16 protein-coding genes are annotated in these 20368 nt (G+C 59.8%); 8 read left to right on the top strand and 8 right to left on the bottom strand.

Annotation, left to right across the window (positions count from 1 at the left end; genetic code table 11):
- Window positions 1–248 precede the first annotated feature (248 nt).
- The 3 genes from ACEN8E_RS01160 to ACEN8E_RS01150 form a co-directional block, all read right to left on the bottom strand.
- On the bottom strand, window positions 249–1622 hold the full coding sequence (locus ACEN8E_RS01160; RefSeq protein WP_495591106.1) for a DUF3999 domain-containing protein: 1374 nt from the start codon (window positions 1620–1622) through the stop codon (window positions 249–251).
- Complete coding sequence (locus ACEN8E_RS01155) at window positions 1619–4801, bottom strand: DUF2339 domain-containing protein (RefSeq protein ID WP_495591105.1); 3183 nt, start codon at window positions 4799–4801, stop codon at window positions 1619–1621. The genes ACEN8E_RS01160 and ACEN8E_RS01155 overlap by 4 nt, the downstream gene beginning before the upstream one ends.
- A gap of 194 nt (window positions 4802–4995) precedes the next feature.
- A complete protein-coding gene (locus ACEN8E_RS01150) occupies window positions 4996–7446 on the bottom strand; it encodes a glycogen/starch/alpha-glucan phosphorylase (protein ID WP_495591104.1) in 2451 nt (816 codons plus the stop codon).
- A 257-nt stretch (window positions 7447–7703) separates the two neighbouring features.
- Between ACEN8E_RS01150 and ACEN8E_RS01145 the strand changes: the two genes are divergently transcribed.
- On the top strand, window positions 7704–8141 hold the full coding sequence (locus ACEN8E_RS01145) for a YkgJ family cysteine cluster protein (RefSeq protein WP_008018944.1): 438 nt from the start codon (window positions 7704–7706) through the stop codon (window positions 8139–8141).
- A 189-nt stretch (window positions 8142–8330) separates the two neighbouring features.
- Here the strand turns inward: ACEN8E_RS01145 and typA are convergent, their stop codons facing one another.
- A complete protein-coding gene (gene typA, locus ACEN8E_RS01140) occupies window positions 8331–10151 on the bottom strand; it encodes a translational GTPase TypA (RefSeq protein WP_429369727.1) in 1821 nt (606 codons plus the stop codon).
- Window positions 10152–10290: 139 nt separating this feature from the next.
- Window positions 10291–11745 (bottom strand): tRNA uracil 4-sulfurtransferase ThiI, encoded by a 1455-nt coding sequence (gene thiI, locus ACEN8E_RS01135; protein ID WP_495591103.1) that lies wholly within the window; start codon window positions 11743–11745, stop codon window positions 10291–10293.
- A gap of 330 nt (window positions 11746–12075) precedes the next feature.
- Here thiI and glnA point away from each other — a divergent pair, with 330 nt between their 5' ends.
- From glnA to ntrC, 6 genes are all read left to right on the top strand, one after another.
- On the top strand, window positions 12076–13482 hold the full coding sequence (glnA, locus tag ACEN8E_RS01130; RefSeq protein WP_429369729.1) for a type I glutamate--ammonia ligase: 1407 nt from the start codon (window positions 12076–12078) through the stop codon (window positions 13480–13482).
- 179 nt (window positions 13483–13661) lie between these two features.
- Entirely contained in the window at window positions 13662–14084 is a 423-nt protein-coding gene (locus tag ACEN8E_RS01125; RefSeq protein WP_495591102.1) for a cupin domain-containing protein, read from the top strand.
- Window positions 14085–14109: 25 nt separating this feature from the next.
- Complete coding sequence (locus ACEN8E_RS01120) at window positions 14110–14625, top strand: DUF4124 domain-containing protein (protein WP_495591101.1); 516 nt, start codon at window positions 14110–14112, stop codon at window positions 14623–14625.
- The gene (locus tag ACEN8E_RS01115) at window positions 14622–15242 is read left to right on the top strand and encodes a DUF4124 domain-containing protein (protein ID WP_495591100.1); all 621 of its coding nucleotides are present in this window, start codon (window positions 14622–14624) and stop codon (window positions 15240–15242) included. Before ACEN8E_RS01120 ends, ACEN8E_RS01115 begins: the two co-directional genes overlap by 4 nt.
- Before the next feature lie 229 nt (window positions 15243–15471).
- Window positions 15472–16557, top strand: coding sequence for a nitrogen regulation protein NR(II) (gene glnL, locus ACEN8E_RS01110; RefSeq protein ID WP_008018951.1), 1086 nt, complete (start codon window positions 15472–15474; stop codon window positions 16555–16557).
- Complete coding sequence (gene ntrC, locus ACEN8E_RS01105) at window positions 16554–17990, top strand: nitrogen regulation protein NR(I) (RefSeq protein WP_495591099.1); 1437 nt, start codon at window positions 16554–16556, stop codon at window positions 17988–17990. The genes glnL and ntrC overlap by 4 nt, the downstream gene beginning before the upstream one ends.
- A gap of 555 nt (window positions 17991–18545) precedes the next feature.
- Here the strand turns inward: ntrC and ACEN8E_RS01100 are convergent.
- The gene (locus tag ACEN8E_RS01100) at window positions 18546–18986 is read right to left on the bottom strand and encodes a hypothetical protein (protein ID WP_495591098.1); all 441 of its coding nucleotides are present in this window, start codon (window positions 18984–18986) and stop codon (window positions 18546–18548) included.
- On the opposite strand from ACEN8E_RS01100, the gene ACEN8E_RS01095 reads away from it, so the two are divergent.
- Window positions 18985–19440, top strand: coding sequence for a tRNA (cytidine(34)-2'-O)-methyltransferase (locus ACEN8E_RS01095; protein ID WP_495591097.1), 456 nt, complete (start codon window positions 18985–18987; stop codon window positions 19438–19440). The two genes, ACEN8E_RS01100 and ACEN8E_RS01095, sit on opposite strands and share 2 nt — an antisense overlap.
- Before the next feature lie 131 nt (window positions 19441–19571).
- Here ACEN8E_RS01095 and secB read toward each other — a convergent pair whose 3' ends face one another.
- On the bottom strand, window positions 19572–20057 hold the full coding sequence (secB, locus tag ACEN8E_RS01090; protein ID WP_057397192.1) for a protein-export chaperone SecB: 486 nt from the start codon (window positions 20055–20057) through the stop codon (window positions 19572–19574).
- Window positions 20058–20113: 56 nt separating this feature from the next.
- Window positions 20114–20368: a glutaredoxin 3 gene (gene grxC / locus ACEN8E_RS01085; RefSeq protein ID WP_008018956.1), complete on the bottom strand. Its 255-nt coding sequence runs from the start codon at window positions 20366–20368 to the stop codon at window positions 20114–20116.

Here is a 20368-nt window from a genome sequence, read left to right as displayed (position 1 = left end):
TAAAAACCCGCGCAGTTTAACGCGAGTCGGGGCGCATTTCCTCCTATCAGACGTGATCGGCTGAAGAGAGTTCATGCGCGGGGATGAGCGTAGTTGGAAAAGGGCTGGATGTGGGCCTGGGAATTGCGGTCATTTCGGCATTCTCAGTGACTGGGCGAATGCATTCGCGAGCAGGCTCGCTCCCACAGGGGTACGAATTCCAACTGTGGGAGCGAGCCTGCTCGCGATTGGGTGCGCAGCACCCACTATCAGGATTTGGCCGGTGGTTTGCGCAGCAGACTGAACGCCATCGCCACCAGGAACACCACGCAGAGCAACAACACCGCCCACAAGCCGAATTTTTTCCAGTTGGTGTCGATCGGCGCAGGCGTGGTGCCTGTCGACGGCTTCGTTGCCACCGACCCGACATCCACCATGGCCCGGCCCAGAGTCGCGAGTTTCGCCGGGCTGTAATCCGGAATCAGCGTCGACAGCGGCAAGTTCGCCGCCTTCGCCGTCGAATTCCCCACGGCCAGCGTGTAAGGCCCTGGCCCGCGCGCCAGAAACACCAGTTGCGTGGCGCGCACGGCAAACCTCAGCGTCGGTGCCTGATCACCCAGGCCGCCGCCGCGTTCGTCCACGTCCAGTTTCAATTGCTGCACGATTTGCCCTGACAACTGCAATTCGTTTTGCACCACATCCTGACCGTTCTGGGCCAGCCGATAGAGCAGACCGCTGCCCAACGGCTGCCATGGCAGGCTGCTGTCGCGCCGACCAGCCAGGCTCACCGGCGCCAGGCTGTTGGGCTGGCTCAACTCGACCTGTACTCGCTCGACATTCAGCCCCATCGGCAACTGCCAGGTATATTCACCCGCCTTTACGCTGCTGCCGGCCAACGCCTGGGACCAGACCAACGGCAATGGCAGGCTGCGGGTACTGGCGCTTAGCAGTTGCGCCGAGGTCAGTGTCGGCGCCGAATGCGGCGTGATCCACAACAATCGCAAGTAGCGCGCCGACTGGCCCGGCAAGCCGACTTCATGCTGTTCGACCCGCTCGTCGGAAAAAATCAGGCGCGCCACCTGCCCTTCGCCCCAGGACTGCCAATGTTGCAAATCGTCGCTGGCTTCGAGGGTGAAACGCTGGAAGCCATCGCGCTCGTTGGTCCAGTCGAGAATCAATTGCTGCAACGGTGCCTTGATCGCGGACGCGTCGAGCAACCAGCCGCGCAACTCCTCTTCACCCGCTTCCAGCTGACTGGAGGGCTGCACTTCGATCAAGGTGCCATTGGTATTCGATTGCACTCGCACGCTCGGCGCGGTTTCAGTGGCGTCCACCGAGCTGTACAACGGAAACCATTTCACCTCGTTCAAGGTGCGGGTTTCGCTGCTCTGCGCCGCCTCACGGGCCAAGGCATAAGCCTGGACATCGCCCACGGCATTGAACACACGCACATCGCTCAGGTCAGCCTGTCGTGCATTCAGTTGTACGCTCAGGGGCAGTTCAAGGCGATACCAAGGGCCTTCACCCGCCACCGCCAAGGGCACCTGAGTGGTGAAGTCCGCCGGTTTTTCCTGAGCAACCGCCGACAACACCACACCCATTGCAACAACGCCCAGCCAACCCAGCTTCAGCTTCTGACTCAAGACGACACTCCTTCGGATTCCGGGGCCGGTTTCTCTGTATCCAGCACAGCTTCGGCGCGTTTTGGCGGCAGCGGGGCGAAATAGCCCACCACCAACAGCAACACGCCGACTCCGATAAACGACACGATTCGCGCCAGCCCGCCGCGATTGCTCAATTCAACAAAAAACAGCTTGGCCACGACCACGCCGATCAAGGCAGCACCGATCAGCCAGACTTCACGGCGGCGACGCAAATGGCCGCCGATCATCAGGCTCAGGGCCATCAAGGTCCAGACGATGGACAGGCCGGCCTGCACACGCATCGACTCCAGCAACGGACCCAGCTCGAACGGCACCCCGCTCCAATGGTGCGCCGTACGCATGACCAAGGAAGTGAAGAACATGAACAGCGAGGCACCTGCGACCCCTTGCGTGATTTTAGTGGCGTAATCCTCGCGGACCGCCAGTTGTGTCATGGCGCTGCGGGACCAGACGTAGACACCGAACAACGCGAACAACAGGCCCAGTTCCAGCGGGTTGATCAATGGCAGGTAGGGCAGTGGCTCGGCATTGCCGTCACTGGCGACATTCGCCAGCCAGAACCAGCCGAGCATCAGCAACGCCAATGGCGCGGCAGCGTATACACGGTATTCCCTCGAATACGTCGACACTGGCCACGGCCACGCACGAGGTGCCGCCGCCAACAGCAGATAAAGACTTGGCAAGATCGCCCAGCCCAGCCAGCGCCAGGCGTTGTATTGCTCGGACAACACCAGCAAGCCGTAACGCAGCTCCAGAGCCAGCACCCCCATCAACAGCCAGCAGCCGAGCACATGGGCGACGCTTGGCACGAGCGCCGGCAGCACGGCCGCCAGGCGTCGCAGGGACACGAAATGCACGACGAACACGGCGGCCCACGCCAGCCAGCCGAAGTTGGCCGCCGGGTGATAACGCGGATGCCAGGCCGCGAGCAGCACCAACGCCGCCGCGGGAATCAACACCGTGCAGAGCACCCCCAATGACGGCCAACTCAGGCGCAGTGCCAATACCGTCCACAGCGCAACACTTGCGGCAGCGATGCTCAACAACAAGGTCGCCTGCATCGGCAACGACGCAAAATGCTGCACCTCGATGACCCAGGCCAACGCCCACCAGCCTGCGCCCCACACCAGCAACGCCCGGGACAACCACAACAGACTCGGCCCTTCCAGCGCTCCACGCACATGACCCATCTGCAAACGCCAGGCTCCGACCATCGCAGCCAGCCCCAGCATCAGCGGCGCCCAGAACCCGCCATGGGCCAGGGGGCGCAGGTCTTCACTGAACAACGGTCCTGTCGTCAGGAACAGCGCGCCACCCAACAATTGCACAGCGAGTGCGGTGTACACGAATGTGCGCGATGCCAGGTGCAATCCCGCAAACAGCGTCAGCGCCCCGGCCAAGGCCCAACTGATCACCGTGCCGTGGCTGAAGAAAAACAACGGCGCCAGCAAATAGAGAAACGCCAGCCCGAGGCAAGCCAGGACTGGCAGGCCTTTCGGTTCCCAAGGCCTGATCTGTTCCGGCAAGGCTTTACGCAACTGGTAGAAGCTGAACAGCAACGCGACACCCAGCAACAGAGCGCCTAACGGTACACCGCCGAGCAGGCTGCTCTCGCTGCTGTGCAACTCGCCGAGAAACGCCAGCGCCGCCGCCAATTGCAGCAGCAAGGCAAAGGCCCGGGCCAAGGGCCTTTGCTGGCGCAGACCGAGCCAGAAGATCCCCGCGCCTTCCACCGCCCACGCCGCCGTCGTCCAGCGTGCATCGAGCCCCAGCGGAATCGCCAGACTGGCGAAGATCACGCCCAGGGCCAGGCAGGTTTCCCCCAGCAACAGGGTGCGCCCGGCCATCAGCCAACGGGCGAGCCCCATGTAAATCATGCCCAGCGCCAGAGCGCTGAACGCCGCAGCGAACTCCAGATGCTGCACCAGTGCGAACTGCAAGCCGAAACCCACCAGCGGCGGGCCGAACAGCAACGTGCCGTCGACGTAATCACCCTTGCGCGCCGACCACTGCAGCAGCGCTTCGCGACTGCCCTCCACTGGTGCATCGCTCATCTCCATTAGCTTACGCCGGGCGAACAGCAGACCGATGGCCAGGTACATCAGGAAAAACACAATCAGGAACGGCTCGGTGCTCCACAGCAACTCCGGCGAGTAGGAACGCAGGCCCCAGGCGAAACCGATGCCGAAAGTGCCGGTGAACCCGATGACATTCAACGGCCGCCAGGCCTTGAACCAGGCGATGACAAGGATGCCGGCATTGAGCAGGACAAAGTAGCTGAACAGCGCGACATGACTGCCGGCACCGGTGGAGGCCAGGATGGGCGCGGCGAATCCGCCCAGTGCGGCAGCGGCGGCCAGCCCCAGGGAGTCCTGGGTAATGGCGAGAATCGCCGAACAGACCGTCACCGCCACCAGCAGACCGAACGCCGCCGAAGGATCGAGTAACGGATGCAGGCGCATCGCGGCAAACACTGTCAGGTACAACACGGCAATCCCGGCGCCTTGCAGGATCAACGCGTAACTGCTGTTGCGGGCCCGCAACCACCAGCCCAATCCGAGCAAGCCCAAGGCTGCGGCGGCCACGCCGGCGTAGCGCAACTCAAGCGGCACCACCATGCCTTCGGTGGCGTAGCGCAGCAGAAAGGCCAGGCCGAGGAACAGCAACACCACGCCGACCCGCAGCACGGTATTGCCGCCGAACAGCCAGGCCCGTGCGCGGCTGATGGCGCGATCGACAAGGTTCGGGCCACGTGGCGTGACAGGCGGTTGCGCCTGGCGAGCGGCCGGCTCGGATCTCCAGGCATCGACAGTCGGGCGACTGATTTCGCTGGCCGCTGCGGGGATCGGCTCGAGTTCGGGTGGCAGTTCCCAGATCAATTCCGGGGTTGCGGCAGGGGCTTCATCAAGGATGGCTTCAGGGGATACAGGCGATTCGTGGGTTTCCGGCGCCTTGACGCCCGAGGCTTCGAGCACCGCCAACCGTTGCTCGACCGCTTGTAGCGCACGTTGCTGCTCGGCTGCCCGAATGTCCATACGAGCAATTCGAACGGCCTGGCCGATACCCAATCCGAGTAGTGCGCCCAGCAGTACGGCACTGAATGACTCGTCGAGCATCCAGCCGAGCACCAGCCCTGTCAGCATGAAAATCCATTGCATGGTCGATATCCCTAGGCAGCCCCATCATGGGGCAAGTCCAAGCGGTACAGCGTCTGATCAGTCTAGTGTGAAAACGCCACAATCCCTTGTGGTGCGTTCAGAATCCGATCAACCCTGCCGCCCGGTAATCCGGCGCCTAGTATATCGATCCGGCCCGGCAACAACCGGGCCTTGCTCGCAGTTCCGGCTGAAAACTACTCCAGTGCCTTCCAGATTTCCGTGGCGTACTCGCGAATGGTCCGGTCCGACGAGAACCAGCCCATCCGTGCCGTGTTCAACACTGCTGAACGCCACCATTCCTTGGAATCGTGCCAATGGGCTTCGACGCGCATCTGCGCGTTCCAGTAGGAGTCGAAATCGGCGCAGACCAGGAAGCGGTCGTAATCCACCAGCGAATCGATCAACCCGGTGTAACGGGACGGATCATCCGGGGAGAACACCCCGCCTCGAATCGCTTGCAGCACATCGTTCAGACGATGGGACGCAGCGATGTCCGGTACGGCACTGAATTCATGGTTCTGCTTGCGCGCTTCCACCTGCTGCGCGCTGAGGCCGAAGATGAACATGTGCTCGGCGCCGATGCGTTCGCACATTTCCACGTTGGCCCCGTCCAGGGTGCCGATGGTCAGCGCGCCGTTCAGGCCGAATTTCATGTTGCTGGTGCCTGACGCCTCGAAACCGGCGGTGGAGATCTGCTCGGACAAATCCGCCGCCGGAATGATGCTCTCCGCCAGGCTGACGTTGTAGTTGGGCAGGAACACCACTTTGAGCAAACCGCGCACGGTCGGGTCGTTGTTCACTACCCGGGCGATGTCGTTAGTCAGTTTGATGATCAGTTTGGCCTGGTGATAACTCGCGGCAGCCTTACCGGCGAAGATCTTCACCCGTGGCACCCAGTCGATTTCAGGTTCCGCGCGGATCGCCTGGTACAGCGCCACGGTGTGCAACAGGTTGAGCAACTGGCGTTTGTACTCGTGGATTCGCTTGACCTGCACGTCGAACATCGCCGCCGGGTTGACCGCCACACCCAGCCGCTCATGGATCAGGTACGCCAGGGCTTTCTTGCTGTGCAGCCGTTGCTCGGCAAACGCCTTGCGAAAGGCACTTTTCTCGGCGAACGGTTCGAGGGCGAGCAAACGCTGTTCCGGGTTGTCCCGCACTTCGGAGCCCAGGGTGTCGACCAGCATCGAGGTCAGCTCGGGGTTGGCCTGGTACAGCCAGCGGCGGAAGGTGATGCCGTTGGTCTTGTTGTTGATTCGTTCCGGGTACAGCTTGTGCAATTCGGAAAACACCGTCTTGCGCATCAGTTGAGTGTGCAAACCGGACACACCGTTGACGCTGTGGGAGCCGAGAAACGCCAGGTTGCCCATGCGCACCCGACGACCGTTGTCCTCCTCGATCAGCGACACCGCGCGCAGCACGTCGAAGTCATGGATACCCTTGGCTCGAAGCGAGTCGATATGATGGGCGTTGATCAGGTAAATGATCTGCATGTGCCGCGGCAACATGCGCTCCATCAAGCCGACCGGCCAGGTTTCCAGCGCTTCGGGCAGCAATGTGTGGTTGGTGTAGGACAGCGTATCGACTGTGACCTGCCATGCCGCATCCCACGCCACGTCATAGACGTCGACCAGTTGCCGCATCAGTTCAGCCACGGCAATCGAGGGGTGAGTGTCATTGAGCTGGATCGACGCGTGATCGCCCAGGGTCAGCACCGAGGTGTGCATGTTGCGATGGCGGCGCAGCAGATCCTGCAATGAGGCGGCGACGAAGAAATATTCCTGACGCAGGCGCAGCTCCTGGCCGGCCTCGGTGCTGTCCGCCGGGTACAGCACCCGGGAAATACTTTCGGCCCGGGCCACTTCAGCCACGGCGCCCAGGTGGTCACCGGCGTTGAAACGCTCCAGATGCAGGTCTTCCATGGCCCGGGCACGCCACAGGCGCAGCGTATTGACACTCGCCCCGCGCCAGCCGACCACCGGTGTGTCATAGGCAATGGCCCGTACGGTTTCCGCAGGGTGCCAGACTTGCCTGGACTTGCCGTTTTCATCGGTCACGGTTTCAACGCTGCCGCCAAAACCGATCGGGTACACCACTTCCGGCCGCTCGAACTCCCACGGGTTGCCGAAGTCCAGCCAGTGTTCGGTCTGCTCCTGCTGCCAGCCGTCGACAATCGCCTGGCGGAACAACCCGTGTTCATAGCGGATGCCGTAGCCATGACCGGCGATGCCGAGGGTCGACATGCTTTCCAGGAAACACGCCGCCAGACGCCCGAGGCCGCCGTTGCCCAAGGCCGCATCGGGCTCCAGCAAGCGGATGCGCTCAAGGTCGACGCCGAGTTCGGTCAGGGCTTCGCGGGCCACGTCGAGCAGGCCGAGGTTGCTCAGGCTGTCGAACAGCAGCCGACCAATGAGAAACTCCAGGGAAAGGTAATAGACGCGCTTCTGACCCTTGCGGTAGATCTGCCGCGTATGGTCCATCCAGTGCTCGACCATGTGGTCCCGCGCGGCCAGGGCAATGGCTTCGAACCAGTCATGGTCGAAGGCGTGATCCGGGTCTTTACCCACTGCATAAGTGAGTTTGGTCAAGACGGCGTCGCGGAATGCGGCCACCTCTGCTTCGCGAACAAGTGGTTCTTGAGTCATCGATAGGACCTCGAGCGAGCTTGGAATTGTCTGAGCCTAGACGGTCTGACAGGTGGTAGAGGCTCTGGTTCGGCAGTTTTTCCCTTGAATACGAGCTGGATCGACAATGCGTTGTCATGTGTCTGAATGAATGCAGGGCCCGTGCCGTTTTTTCCGATTATTTGCACCGCTTGCGAAAAAAACTGGCGAAAGGTTGTTCAAAAATCCACCAGTCCCGGTATGATCGCGCGCCCTGATGCACACGCTGGTAACAAACCATGATGAAGCCGAACCTGATCGCTGCCGCAGAGATCGACCGCCTCGATACCTGGGCCAAGTACTCTGCCCCGATGTGCGGCTCGTGCATGTCCAGCTGCTGCACCCTGCCTGTCGAGGTCAAGATCAAGGATCTGATCCGCATCGGCGTGGTCGACGAGTTCGAGCTGGGCGATCCGCCGAAGAACATCGCCAAACGTCTGCAAAAGGAAGGTCTGGTCGAACGTTTCAACCAGAAGTCCGGAATCTTTACCCTCCAGCGCATGAGCAACAACGATTGCCTGTACCTGGATCGTAAGAGCCGTCTGTGCACTATTTATGAAAAGCGCCCGGATACTTGCCGCAACCACCCGAAAATCGGCCCGCGGCCGGGGTATTGCGCGTACAAGCCGAAAGAAGTGGAGCGCGAGCGCAATTCGCGGAGTATCGAGCGGTTCTGATACCTCCCGAAATTTTCGGCGGCTGATCGGCCGCCTTCGCGAGCAGGCTCGCTCCCACATTGAAATGCATTCCATTGTGGGAGCGAGCCTGCTCGCGAAGAGGCCGACACAAACACCGCACAAATCGCAGACAAACAAAAACGCCCCCGGTCTCTCGACCGGGGGCGTTTTTTTAAGCCTGGCTAAATCTTACGCCTTGGCTTTCTTGGCAGCGCGGGTACGCTCGCTTTCGTCCAGGATCTTCTTGCGAAGACGGATGGACTTAGGAGTCACTTCGCACAGCTCGTCGTCCTGGATGAATTCCAGAGCCTGTTCCAGGGTGAAGCGAACAGGTGGAACCAGGGCGATGGTTTCGTCTTTACCCGAAGCACGCATGTTGTCGAGCTTCTTGCCCTTGGTAGGGTTGACGCCCAGGTCGTTGTCACGGCTGTTCAGACCAACGATCTGGCCGTTGTAGATTTCCTGACCGTGTTCAACGAACAGCTTGCCACGTGCCTGCAGGGTTTCCAGGGAGTAGGTCAGAGCCTTGCCGGTTTCAACCGAAACCAGAACGCCGTTCTGACGGCCGGACATGTCGCCGGACTTCATCACGTCGTAACGGTCGAAGATCGAGGTCAGGATGCCAGCACCGTTGGTCAGGGTCAGGAACTGGTTACGGAAACCGATCAGACCACGAGCAGGGATGTTGTATTCCAGACGTACACGGCCCTTGCCATCCGGCACCATGTTGGTCAGGTCGCCCTTACGCAGGCCCATCTCTTCCATCACCTTGCCCTGGGATTCTTCCGGCAGGTCGATGGTGACGTTTTCGTACGGTTCGTGCTTCACGCCGTCAACCAGACGGATGATCACTTCCGGACGGCCTACAGCCATTTCGAAGCCTTCGCGACGCATGGTTTCGATCAGTACCGAGAGGTGCAGTTCGCCACGGCCGGAAACCTTGAACTTGTCAGCCGAGTCGCCTTCTTCAACGCGCAGTGCAACGTTGTACAGCAGCTCTTTGTCCAGACGCTCCTTGATGTTACGGGAGGTCACGAACTTGCCTTCTTTACCGCAGAATGGCGAGTCGTTTACCTGGAAGGTCATGGAAACGGTTGGCTCGTCGACGGTCAGAGGCTTCATCGCCTCCGGGGTGTCCAGCTGGCACAGGGTGTCGGAGATGAACAGCTCGTCCATACCGCTGATGCACACGATGTCGCCTGCAGCCGCTTCTTCAACGTCTACACGGTGCAGACCGTGGTGACCCATCAGCTTCAGGATACGACCGGTGCGCTTCTTGCCGTCGGCGCTGATAGCAACAACCGGAGTGTTCGGCTTGACGCGACCACGAGCGATACGACCAACGCCGATAACACCCAGGAAGCTGTTGTAGTCCAGTGCGGAGATCTGCATCTGGAACGGACCTTCACGGTCAACAGCCGGCGCCGGTACGTTGTCGACGATCGACTGGTACAGCGGGGTCATGTCGTCAGCCATTTCGTTGTGGTCCAGACCGGCAATACCGTTCAGGGCCGAGGCGTAGACGACTTTGAAGTCCAGCTGTTCTTCGGTGGCACCCAGGTTGTCGAACAGGTCGAAGATCTGGTCCAGAACCCAGTCCGGACGCGCGCCTGGACGGTCAACCTTGTTGATGCACACGATCGGACGCAGGCCGGCTTCGAAAGCCTTCTTGGTCACGAAACGGGTTTGCGGCATAGGGCCGTCTTGAGCGTCAACCAGCAGCAGAACGGAGTCGACCATCGACATTACGCGTTCAACTTCGCCGCCGAAGTCGGCGTGGCCCGGGGTGTCCACGATGTTGATGTGGTAGCCGTTCCAGTTGATGGCGGTGTTTTTCGCCAGAATGGTAATACCGCGCTCTTTTTCCTGGTCGTTGGAGTCCATCACGCGCTCGTCGTTGAGCTCGTTGCGCTCCAGGGTGCCGGATTGACGCAGGAGTTTGTCTACCAGGGTGGTTTTACCATGGTCAACGTGGGCAATGATGGCGATGTTGCGTAGATTTTCGATCACTTGTGTATCTCGATCAGAGGATTCGGTGTGCTGACAAGTCTTGGCAGCGATTAACAGTAGCGTCCGTGAAAGCCGTTACAGCTTGACGGCGGCATCGGGGGGCCGGTGACGCAAGCCACAGGCAAACAGCCCCGGGCACTTAGCTCGGTCGATAAACGCGCACATTGGCATGCCCCTCACTGAGCAAATGGTGGGCATGCAGGCGACTCATCACGCCTTTGTCGCAATACAGCAGGTACTGGCGAGTAGGGTCCAGTTCCTTGAAACGAGCGTTCAGTGCATAAAACGGCATCGTTTGTACCTCGATGCCAGCAAGGTCCAGCGGGTCGTCTTCAGCGGCATCCGGGTGACGGATGTCGATGACGATCTGACCGGCCAGCGCTTCGCTGACTTCTTCAATCTGCAAGTCCTGGCCCAATTCGTCGATCACGCGATCGATCGGCACCAGCTTGGCGTTTTCGAGCGCACGCTCGAGCACCGCCATATCGAATTCTTTCTCTTCGTGCTCGACACGGTAGCGTTTGGCGGCCGTCTTCGGATTGACCGAGATGACGCCGCAGTACTCCGGCATGTGTCGGGCGAAATCGGCGGTGCCGATCTCGTTGGCCGTGTCGATGATGTCCTGCTTGTGGCTGGCGATCAGCGGGCGCAAGACCAGTTTGTCGGTCACGCAATCGATCACGGACAAGTTCGGCAACGTCTGGCTCGACACCTGGGAGATCGCCTCACCGGTCACCAGCGCTTCGATGTGCAGTCGATCGGCAATTTGGGAGGAAGCGCGCAACATCATACGCTTCAATACTACGCCCATATGACTGTTATCGACTTTGCCGAGAATTTCTCCCAGCACTTCTTCGAAAGGCACACTGACAAATAACACGCGTTGGGAGCTGCCGTACTTCTTCCAGATGAAATGCGCGACTTCCATCACGCCCAATTCATGGGCTCGCCCGCCCAGATTGAAGAAGCAGAAATGCGCCATCAGGCCGCGACGCATGATCTGGTAGGCCGCAACGGTGGAGTCGAAGCCGCCGGACATCAATACCAGCGTCTGCTCCAGGGCGCCCAACGGATATCCGCCGATGCCGGTGTGCTGGCTGTGGATCACGAACAACCGTTGGTCGCGAACTTCGATCCTGACTTCGATTTCCGGCTTTTTCAGGTCGATCCCGGCGGCACCACACTGACGGCGCAACTGGCTGCCGACATATTTTTCGATATCTATCGAGCTGAATGGGTGCTTGCCGGCGCGCTTGCAACGTACCGAGAAAATCTTGCCGGCCAGCGCATCACCGTAGTGCTGCTTGCACTTTTCAACGATGTCGTCGAAGTCGCCCAGCGGGTACTCGTCGATTTGCAGGAAGTGCGCGATGCCTGGCATGCAGCTCAGGCGCTCGCCCATCTCTTTCAGGGCCTTGGGGTCGCTGATACGGGTTTCCAGCTCGAGGTTGTCCCACACGCCGTTCACCACCACGGCCGGGTCCAGATCGCGGAGCACGGCACGGATGTTCTTGGCCAACTGGCGGATGAAACGCATCCGTACCGGGCGGCTCTTGATGGTGATCTCTGGGAAGACTTTTACGATTAATTTCATGGAAACAGCGCGCGCGAGGCCTGCCGAAAAAGGGGGGCGCGGATTATAGCGGAAATTGCTCAAGGTTTAACCAGTTAATGTGCAGAAACCTTTTCGCGCACCAAAACGGGTCACTTTTCAATTTCGGCGCTACATTAAGGGGCGGTATTTTTCGCCTTGAAAGAGCTTTGCACCTCTATAAGCGTGAAATTGGGGCAAAAAACCCATGCTGGGGCACTGGCATGCAATTTGCTCCCTTGTGAGGCAGGTTGCCTTGGCAGAGTATTCGCGCCGGCATCACAAACATTAAAGGGCATCCACTACCCGCCCTAATCCACCCCGGAGGACAGTATGTCGAAGTCGGTTCAACTCATTAAAGATCATGACGTCAAGTGGATTGATCTGCGCTTCACGGACACCAAAGGCACTCAGCACCACGTGACCATGCCGGCTCGCGACGGGCTGGATGAAGACTTCTTCGAAGTCGGCAAGATGTTCGACGGCTCCTCCATCGCTGGCTGGAAAGGCATCGAAGCTTCCGACATGATCCTCATGCCGGACGACAGCACTGCCGTACTGGACCCGTTCACCGAAGAGCCGACCCTGATCCTGACCTGCGACATCGTCGATCCTTCGAGCATGCAAGGCTACGATCGCGACCCACGTGCGATCGCCAAGCGCGCTGAAGAACACCTGAAAGCCTCCGGCATTGGCGACACCGTATTCTGCGGCCCGGAGCCAGAGTTCTTCATCTTCGACCAGGTGAAGTTCAAGTCCGACATTTCCGGTTCCATGTTCAAGATCTACTCCGAGCAAGGTTCGTGGATGTCCGACCAGGACGTGGAAGGCGGCAACAAAGGCCACCGTCCAGGCGTCAAAGGCGGCTACTTCCCGGTTCCACCGTTCGACCACGACCACGAAATCCGTACCTCCATGTGCAACGCACTGGAAGAAATGGGCCTGACCGTCGAAGTTCACCACCACGAAGTGGCAACTGCCGGCCAGAACGAAATCGGCGTCAAGTTCAACACCCTGGTGAAGAAAGCCGACGAAACCCAAACCCTGAAGTACGTCGTGCACAACGTTGCCGATGCCTACGGCCGTACCGCTACCTTCATGCCTAAGCCGCTGTACGGCGACAACGGTTCGGGTATGCACGTACACATGTCGATCTGGAAAGATGGCAAGAACACCTTCGCAGGCGAAGGCTATGCCGGCCTGTCCGATACTGCCCTGTACTTCATCGGCGGTATCATCAAGCACGGTAAGGCCCTGAACGGCTTCACCAACCCGGCGACCAACTCCTACAAGCGTCTGGTTCCAGGCTTCGAAGCTCCGGTAATGCTGGCCTACTCGGCTCGCAACCGTTCCGCTTCGATCCGTATTCCTTACGTGTCGAGCCCGAAAGCCCGCCGTATCGAAGCGCGCTTCCCGGATCCGGCTGCCAACCCGTACCTGTGCTTCGCCGCACTGATGATGGCTGGCCTGGACGGTATCCAGAACAAGATCCACCCTGGCGATGCCGCTGACAAAAACCTGTACGACCTGCCGCCTGAAGAGGCGAAAGAGATCCCACAAGTTTGCGGCAGCCTGAAAGAAGCCCTGGAAGAGCTGGACAAAGGTCGTGCGTTCCTGACCAAAGGCGGCGTTTTCAGCGACGACTTCATCGACGCTTACATCGCTCTGAAAAGCGAAGAAGAAATCAAGGTTCGTACCTTCGTACACCCACTGGAATACGAGCTGTACTACAGCTGCTGATCCGGTAGCGCCTGCGCAAGCGGCGTGACAAAAAAGAGGCCTTCTTCGGAAGGCCTTTTTTGTGGGCAACTTCCGACAATAAAGTTAGACATCTCTTCGGGCACACACAGCATCGTCCGGCATCAACTCATCTGAATGACTCGTAGGCTGTTCGCTACCTGCAATCAACGGATGGAATGATGAAAACCTTCCCACTCAAGGCTCTACTTGCCGCTCTCGCCGCACTTACCCTTCTAGGCTGCACCACAAAATCCCCATCGACGGACATCAAACGAGAAATACTGCTTCAAAGCAGCAAGTCGTGGGATGGCACACCTTACATTCGCTACCCGGATACCGCGCCCGAACTGACCGTGCTCAAACTCGTGATCCCCGCCAATACCCAACTCCCCTGGCACACCCACCCCATTCCCAATGCGGGCTACATTCTCTCGGGCGAACTAATGATCGAGGACAGGAACAGCGGCCAGACCAGACGCCTCAAACAAGGCGAAGCGCTGGCCGAAATGGTCAATATCACTCATCGCGGAGTCACCGGCGATGAACCGGTAGAACTTGTTGTGTTCTATGCTGGCAGCGAGGGCATCCCATTAGCGGAGTAGCCTTTGCTCCACACAGGGAGTCTGAATGCGGCCACTTTTATTACTTCTACTGCTGTCCTTCATGTTTCCTGTGATGGCCCAGATCTACAAATACACCGATGCCGTCGGCAATACCGCCTACAGCAATCAACCGCCCGATGGCGTTGACGCCCGGGCCGTTGATTTGCCACCGATCAACAGCATCGAGCATCAACCGCCCGTCGATCCGGCACAACCTCTGACAGGCAATAACACCGAGCCGGCCCATCACGCCTACGAAAAACTGGAACTTACCGGCCTGCCCACCAAAGCAGCGCTACGCGCCAACAACGGCACTTTCACGATTAACGTACTGATCAAACCGCGCCTGCAAGGCTCCCATCTGTTACGTCTGCTGCTGGATGGCCAGCCCTACGGCCAGCCAGGTAATGTACCGCTCCTGCAACTGGTGAACATCGATCGCGGCGAACACCGCCTCGCCGTGCAAGTGATCGACGGCGAAAAAGTAGTGCAGCAAAGCCCCACCACGACCTTCACCGTGCAACGAGTACATGCGCCTTGAAGACCTGGTTGCTGATCGCCTGCTTCATCGCGCTGCCCGCGTCGGCGCAGGTCTTTACTTACGTTGACTCCCAAGGCAATCAGGTTTTCACCGACCAGCCCAAACCCGGTAACGCCAGGCGTGTACCGCTGGCAAAGAGCATTCGAATGGCAGCCGACCCCACCCGTGCCGAGCCGTTGATTGCCCAAGGCAACCCTGAAGCACAAGTGCCGTTCCACTATGACGTGCTGCGCATTCTGGTCCCGGAACCCGATGCGACCATCCGCAGCAACGCCGGCGAAGTCATCGTCAGCGCCACCAACGAGCCCGGCCTGCAACACGGTCACCGCTACCGGTTGTTGCTCGACGGCCAACCCACTGCCGAACCCGGCCCGAGCCCGGTATTTCCGTTGAGCAACATCGATCGCGGCAGCCATACCTTGTCCGTGGAAATCCTTGATGAGCAGGGACGCATCGTCGAACGTACCGCCAGCCAACCCTTCCATATGCAGCGCACATCCCTCGCCCAGAAGCGCAAGATCAAACCCTGCACCCTCGATGACTACGGCCGGCGGCCGGAATGCCCCGTCAGCGACAAACCCGCCGAAGAAAAAAATCCTTTCTTGCGACTTTTTTAACCTCGTTCAGGTTTGCGCACTATATTGGTGCAATAGCTTGCACCGTACTCACATTCCAACCCATTTTGGTTCGAAACTACCCGCGAAAGCTGACAAAGCGCCACGCAAACGAGCGTCAAACGCCTGTTTCAGGCGCCGAACGCTTCTTTTCGGAGCCTTGGTTTGGTTTTTGCATTTTGCCCGTATCAGCGCTGTTTCTTGCGCATGCTCTGCCCAAAAAGAGGTCCCGATGACCATTAGCGACGCACTCCACCGTTTGCTACTCGATAACCTCACCACCGCCACCATCCTGCTCGACGCCGAACTGCGCCTCGAGTACATGAACCCGGCGGCGGAGATGCTGCTGGCCATCAGCGGCCAGCGCAGCCATGGGCAGTTCATCAGTGAATTGTTTACCGAATCGGCCGAAGCGCTGAATTCGTTGCGCCAGGCCGTCGAACAAGCGCACCCGTTCACCAAGCGCGAAGCCATGCTCACCGCCCTCACCGGCCAGACCCTGACCGTTGACTACGCAGTAACGCCGATCCTGAGTAATGGCGACACGATGCTGCTGCTCGAAGTTCACCCTCGTGACCGCTTGCTGCGGATCACCAAGGAAGAAGCGCAGCTGTCCAAGCAGGAAACCAGCAAGATGCTGGTGCGTGGCCTGGCCCATGAAATCAAGAACCCCTTGGGCGGGATTCGCGGTGCGGCACAATTGCTGGCCCGCGAGCTGCCGGAAGAAAGCCTGCGTGACTACACCAACGTCATCATCGAAGAAGCCGACCGCCTGCGTAATCTGGTGGATCGCATGCTCGGCTCCAACAAGTTGCCGTCACTGGCCCTGTGCAATGTCCACGAAGTGCTGGAGCGTGTCTGCCAGCTGGTGGAAGCCGAAAGCCAGGGCTGCATCACCTTGGTGCGCGACTACGACCCAAGCATCCCCGACGTGTTGATCGACCGCGAACAGATGATCCAGGCCGTACTGAACATCGTGCGCAACGCGATGCAGGCCATCAGCAGCCAGAACGAACTGCGCCTGGGCCGCATCAGCCTGCGCACCCGTACCATGCGCCAGTTCACCATCGGCCATGTGCGCCATCGCCTGGTGACCAAGATCGAGATCATCGACAACGGTCCGGGCATCCCTGCGGAACTTCAGGAAACCATTTTCTTCCCCATGGTCAGCGGTCGTCCGGACGGTACCGGGCTGGGCCTGGCCATTACCCAGAACATCATCAGCCAGCACCAGGGCCTGATCGAATGTGACAGCCACCCCGGCCACACCACTTTCTCGATCTTTCTGCCACTGGAACAAGGAGCCACATCGACATGAGCCGTAGTGAAACCGTGTGGATCGTCGATGACGACCGTTCTATCCGTTGGGTCCTGGAAAAAGCCTTGCAACAGGAAGGCATGACCACGCAAAGCTTCGACAGCGCCGATGGCGTGATGAGCCGCCTGGCGCGCCAGCAACCGGACGTGATCATTTCCGACATCCGCATGCCCGGCGCCAGCGGCCTGGACCTTCTGGCGCGGATTCGCGAACAACACCCACGGCTACCGGTGATCATCATGACCGCGCACTCCGATCTGGACAGCGCTGTCGCGTCCTATCAGGGCGGCGCCTTCGAGTACCTGCCCAAGCCGTTCGACGTCGATGAAGCGGTTTCCCTGGTCAAGCGCGCCAACCAGCACGCCCAGGAACAACAAGGCCTGGAAGTCGCCCCGACCCTGACCCGCACCCCGGAAATCATCGGCGAAGCACCCGCGATGCAGGAGGTGTTTCGCGCCATCGGCCGCCTGAGCCACTCCAACATCACCGTGCTGATCAACGGCGAATCCGGTACCGGTAAAGAACTGGTGGCCCACGCCCTGCACCGTCACAGCCCGCGGGCAGCTTCGCCATTCATCGCACTGAACATGGCGGCGATCCCCAAAGACCTGATGGAATCCGAACTGTTCGGCCATGAAAAAGGCGCGTTCACCGGCGCAGCCAACCTGCGTCGCGGGCGCTTCGAACAGGCGGACGGCGGCACGCTGTTCCTCGATGAAATCGGTGACATGCCGGCCGACACCCAAACCCGCTTGCTGCGCGTACTGGCCGATGGCGAGTTTTACCGCGTCGGCGGTCATGTCCCGGTGAAGGTCGATGTGCGCATCATCGCTGCGACTCACCAGAATCTGGAAACCCTGGTGCATGCCGGGAAATTCCGTGAAGACTTGTTCCATCGCCTCAACGTGATCCGCATCCACATCCCGCGCCTGTCGGATCGTCGCGAAGACATCCCGACCCTGGCCAGGCACTTCCTCAGCCGCGCAGCGCAGGAACTGGCCGTCGAGCCGAAGTTGCTGAAAAGCGAAACCGAGGAATACCTGAAGAACCTGCCGTGGCCCGGCAACGTGCGGCAGTTGGAGAACACCTGCCGCTGGATCACGGTGATGGCTTCGGGTCGCGAAGTGCACATCGGCGACCTGCCGCCGGAGCTGCTGAGCCTGCCGCAGGATTCGGCCCCTGTGACCAACTGGGAACAGGCCCTGCGCCAGTGGGCTGACCAGGCACTGGCTCGCGGTCAGTCAAGCCTGCTCGACAGTGCCGTGCCGGCCTTCGAGCGGATCATGATCGAGACTGCGCTCAAACACACCGCCGGCCGCCGCCGCGATGCCGCTGTTTTGCTGGGCTGGGGGCGCAACACCCTGACCCGCAAGATCAAGGAATTGGGGATGAAGGTGGATGGCGGGGATGATGATGAGGGGGATGAGGGTTAATTAACCCGGTTCTTCACTGACAGTCACATCCCATTCGCGAGCAGGCTCGCTCCCACAGTGGATTTACAGTGTATTCACTATCGGGTGAACACTACCGAACCCTGTGGGAGCGAGCCTGCTCGCGAAGCTTTTAGAGCTATCAATGCACCGCCGCAATGCACCGTGAACCGCAATCGCGCACAGCAACCGATCCGAAACCCTGCCTGCGTTCACAACCGAACCCCTATTGAAAAAACACGAAAGCCCCGGATTACGGGGCTTTCGGCGTTTTTAGGCGTTTATTTGTTTCACAGTATTAAAACCTGGCACGCCCCCTGCAATAACCCTTTCAGGTGAATCAGTTCACCTGACCGGTTTCGGGGGCCTTGGTACAGGCAGGCCGGGGATTCCCCTCTTTACACCGGGCTCACACCGCCTCCGCGACGAGCCCAACCGTTTTGGGGCCCTTGATACAGGCAGGTCAGGGGTTCCTTCTTTACTCCAGGCTCAAACCGCACTCGCGACGAGCCTCCCGTTTCGGGAACCTTGGTACAGGCAGGCCGGGGATTCCCTCTTTTATTGCTCCCGGAGATGGATCTCCAGCCGCCAGCGGTCGTTGACCTCGCTACCAGCCCACTCGCCCTGCAGGGGCCGGGCCGCCACCAGTGTCAGCAACACCCCCCCATCGCTCAAACGCACCCGCCAGTTCACGTCCTTGCCGTCGAGCTTGAGCTGGCCTTTCTGCGCCTTGCCCTCGGCGCCAAACAGCAGCGCGACACTGCCATCAACCATTTCGCCGTGGGTCTTGGGTTCATTGTTGAACCACACCACCAGCCCATCGTTCGTCACCTCGACCTGCTGCAACTGACTGGGGTCTGGCGTAGTCAGGCGACCGATCATCATCCCGACCATCACACCGACAATCGCCAGCGAGCCCATCACCGGCAGGAATAGTTTCGAACGCACGCCTTCTGGCGGCGTAGAATGCGCGTCATCTTTACCTTCGGAGCCGTGCATGTTTCACGTCATCCTTTTCCAACCAGAAATTCCGCCGAACACCGGCAACGTTATCAGGCTGTGCGCCAACAGTGGCTGCCACCTGCATTTGATCGAACCGCTGGGCTTCGAGATGGACGACAAGCGCCTGCGCCGCGCCGGTCTCGATTACCACGAGTATGCCACCCTGCAACGCCATGCGGACCTGGCCAGCTGCCTGGAAAGCCTGGGCAATCCGCGAGTGTTTGCCTTCACCACCAAGGGTTCGCGTCCGTTCCACGACGCCAGTTTCGTCCCCGGCGATGCGTTCCTGTTCGGCCCGGAAAGTCGTGGACTGCCTGCCGAGGTGCTGGACGCCTTGCCCTCCGAGCAACGCCTGCGTCTGCCGATGCGCGAAGGCTGCCGCAGCCTGAACCTGTCCAACACCGTGGCGGTGGCTGTTTACGAAGCCTGGCGCCAGAACGGCTTCACGTAACAGCGCATAACAAATGTGGGAGCGAGCCTGCTCGCGAAGAGGGTGTGTCAGGCGACATTGATGTCATCTGATACACCCTCTTCGCGAGCAGGCTCGCTCCCACATTGAATTTGCTGCGGTACTTGAGCCGTTTACTGAACGGTCGGAGTCTCGCCAGCAGCCTGCATGCGTTGCAGCTCTTGTGCGTACAGCGCGTCGAAGTTCACCGGAGCCAGCATCAGTGCCGGGAACGAACCACGGGTCACCAGGCTGTCCAGGGTTTCGCGAGCGTACGGGAACAGGATGTTCGGGCAGAACGCACCCAGGGTGTGGCTCATCGAAGCATCGTCCAGGTTCTTGATCAGGAAGATCCCGGCCTGTTGCACTTCGGCGATGAACGCCACTTCGTCACCGTTTTTCACGGTAACCGACAAGGTCAGTACGACTTCGTGGAAGTCGGCTTCCAGGGTCTTCTGACGGGTGTTCAGATCCAGAGCGACGCTCGGCTCCCACTGCTGGCGGAAGATCGCCGGGCTTTTCGGAGCTTCGAAGGACAGGTCACGCACATAAATGCGCTGCAAGGAGAATTGCGGTGCAGTTTCTTCTTCGTTCGCAGCAGTGTTCTGTTGGTCAGTCATCGCAGATCCTTCTTGATCCAGGGTTCTTGTAGGTTTGCTTGTTTGGGGTATTGCCGTCAGGCCTTGAGCAGCGCGTCGAGCTTGCCGGCGCGCTCCAGGGCGAACAAATCATCACAACCGCCGACGTGGGTGCTGCCGATCCAGATTTGCGGCACGGACGTACGTCCGGCTTTCTGGGCCATTGCAGCGCGCACCTGCGGCTTGCCATCGACCTTGATCTCTTCGAAGGCCACGCCTTTGTTCTCGAGCAGGTACTTGGCTCGCGAGCAGTAAGGGCAGTAATCGCTGGAATAGACGACGACGCTGCTCAT

Source organism: Pseudomonas sp. Pseusp9, assembly GCF_059491265.1.
The sequence above is the reverse complement of the archived record's forward strand: the minus strand, read 5'-3'. Positions and strand labels throughout refer to the sequence as shown.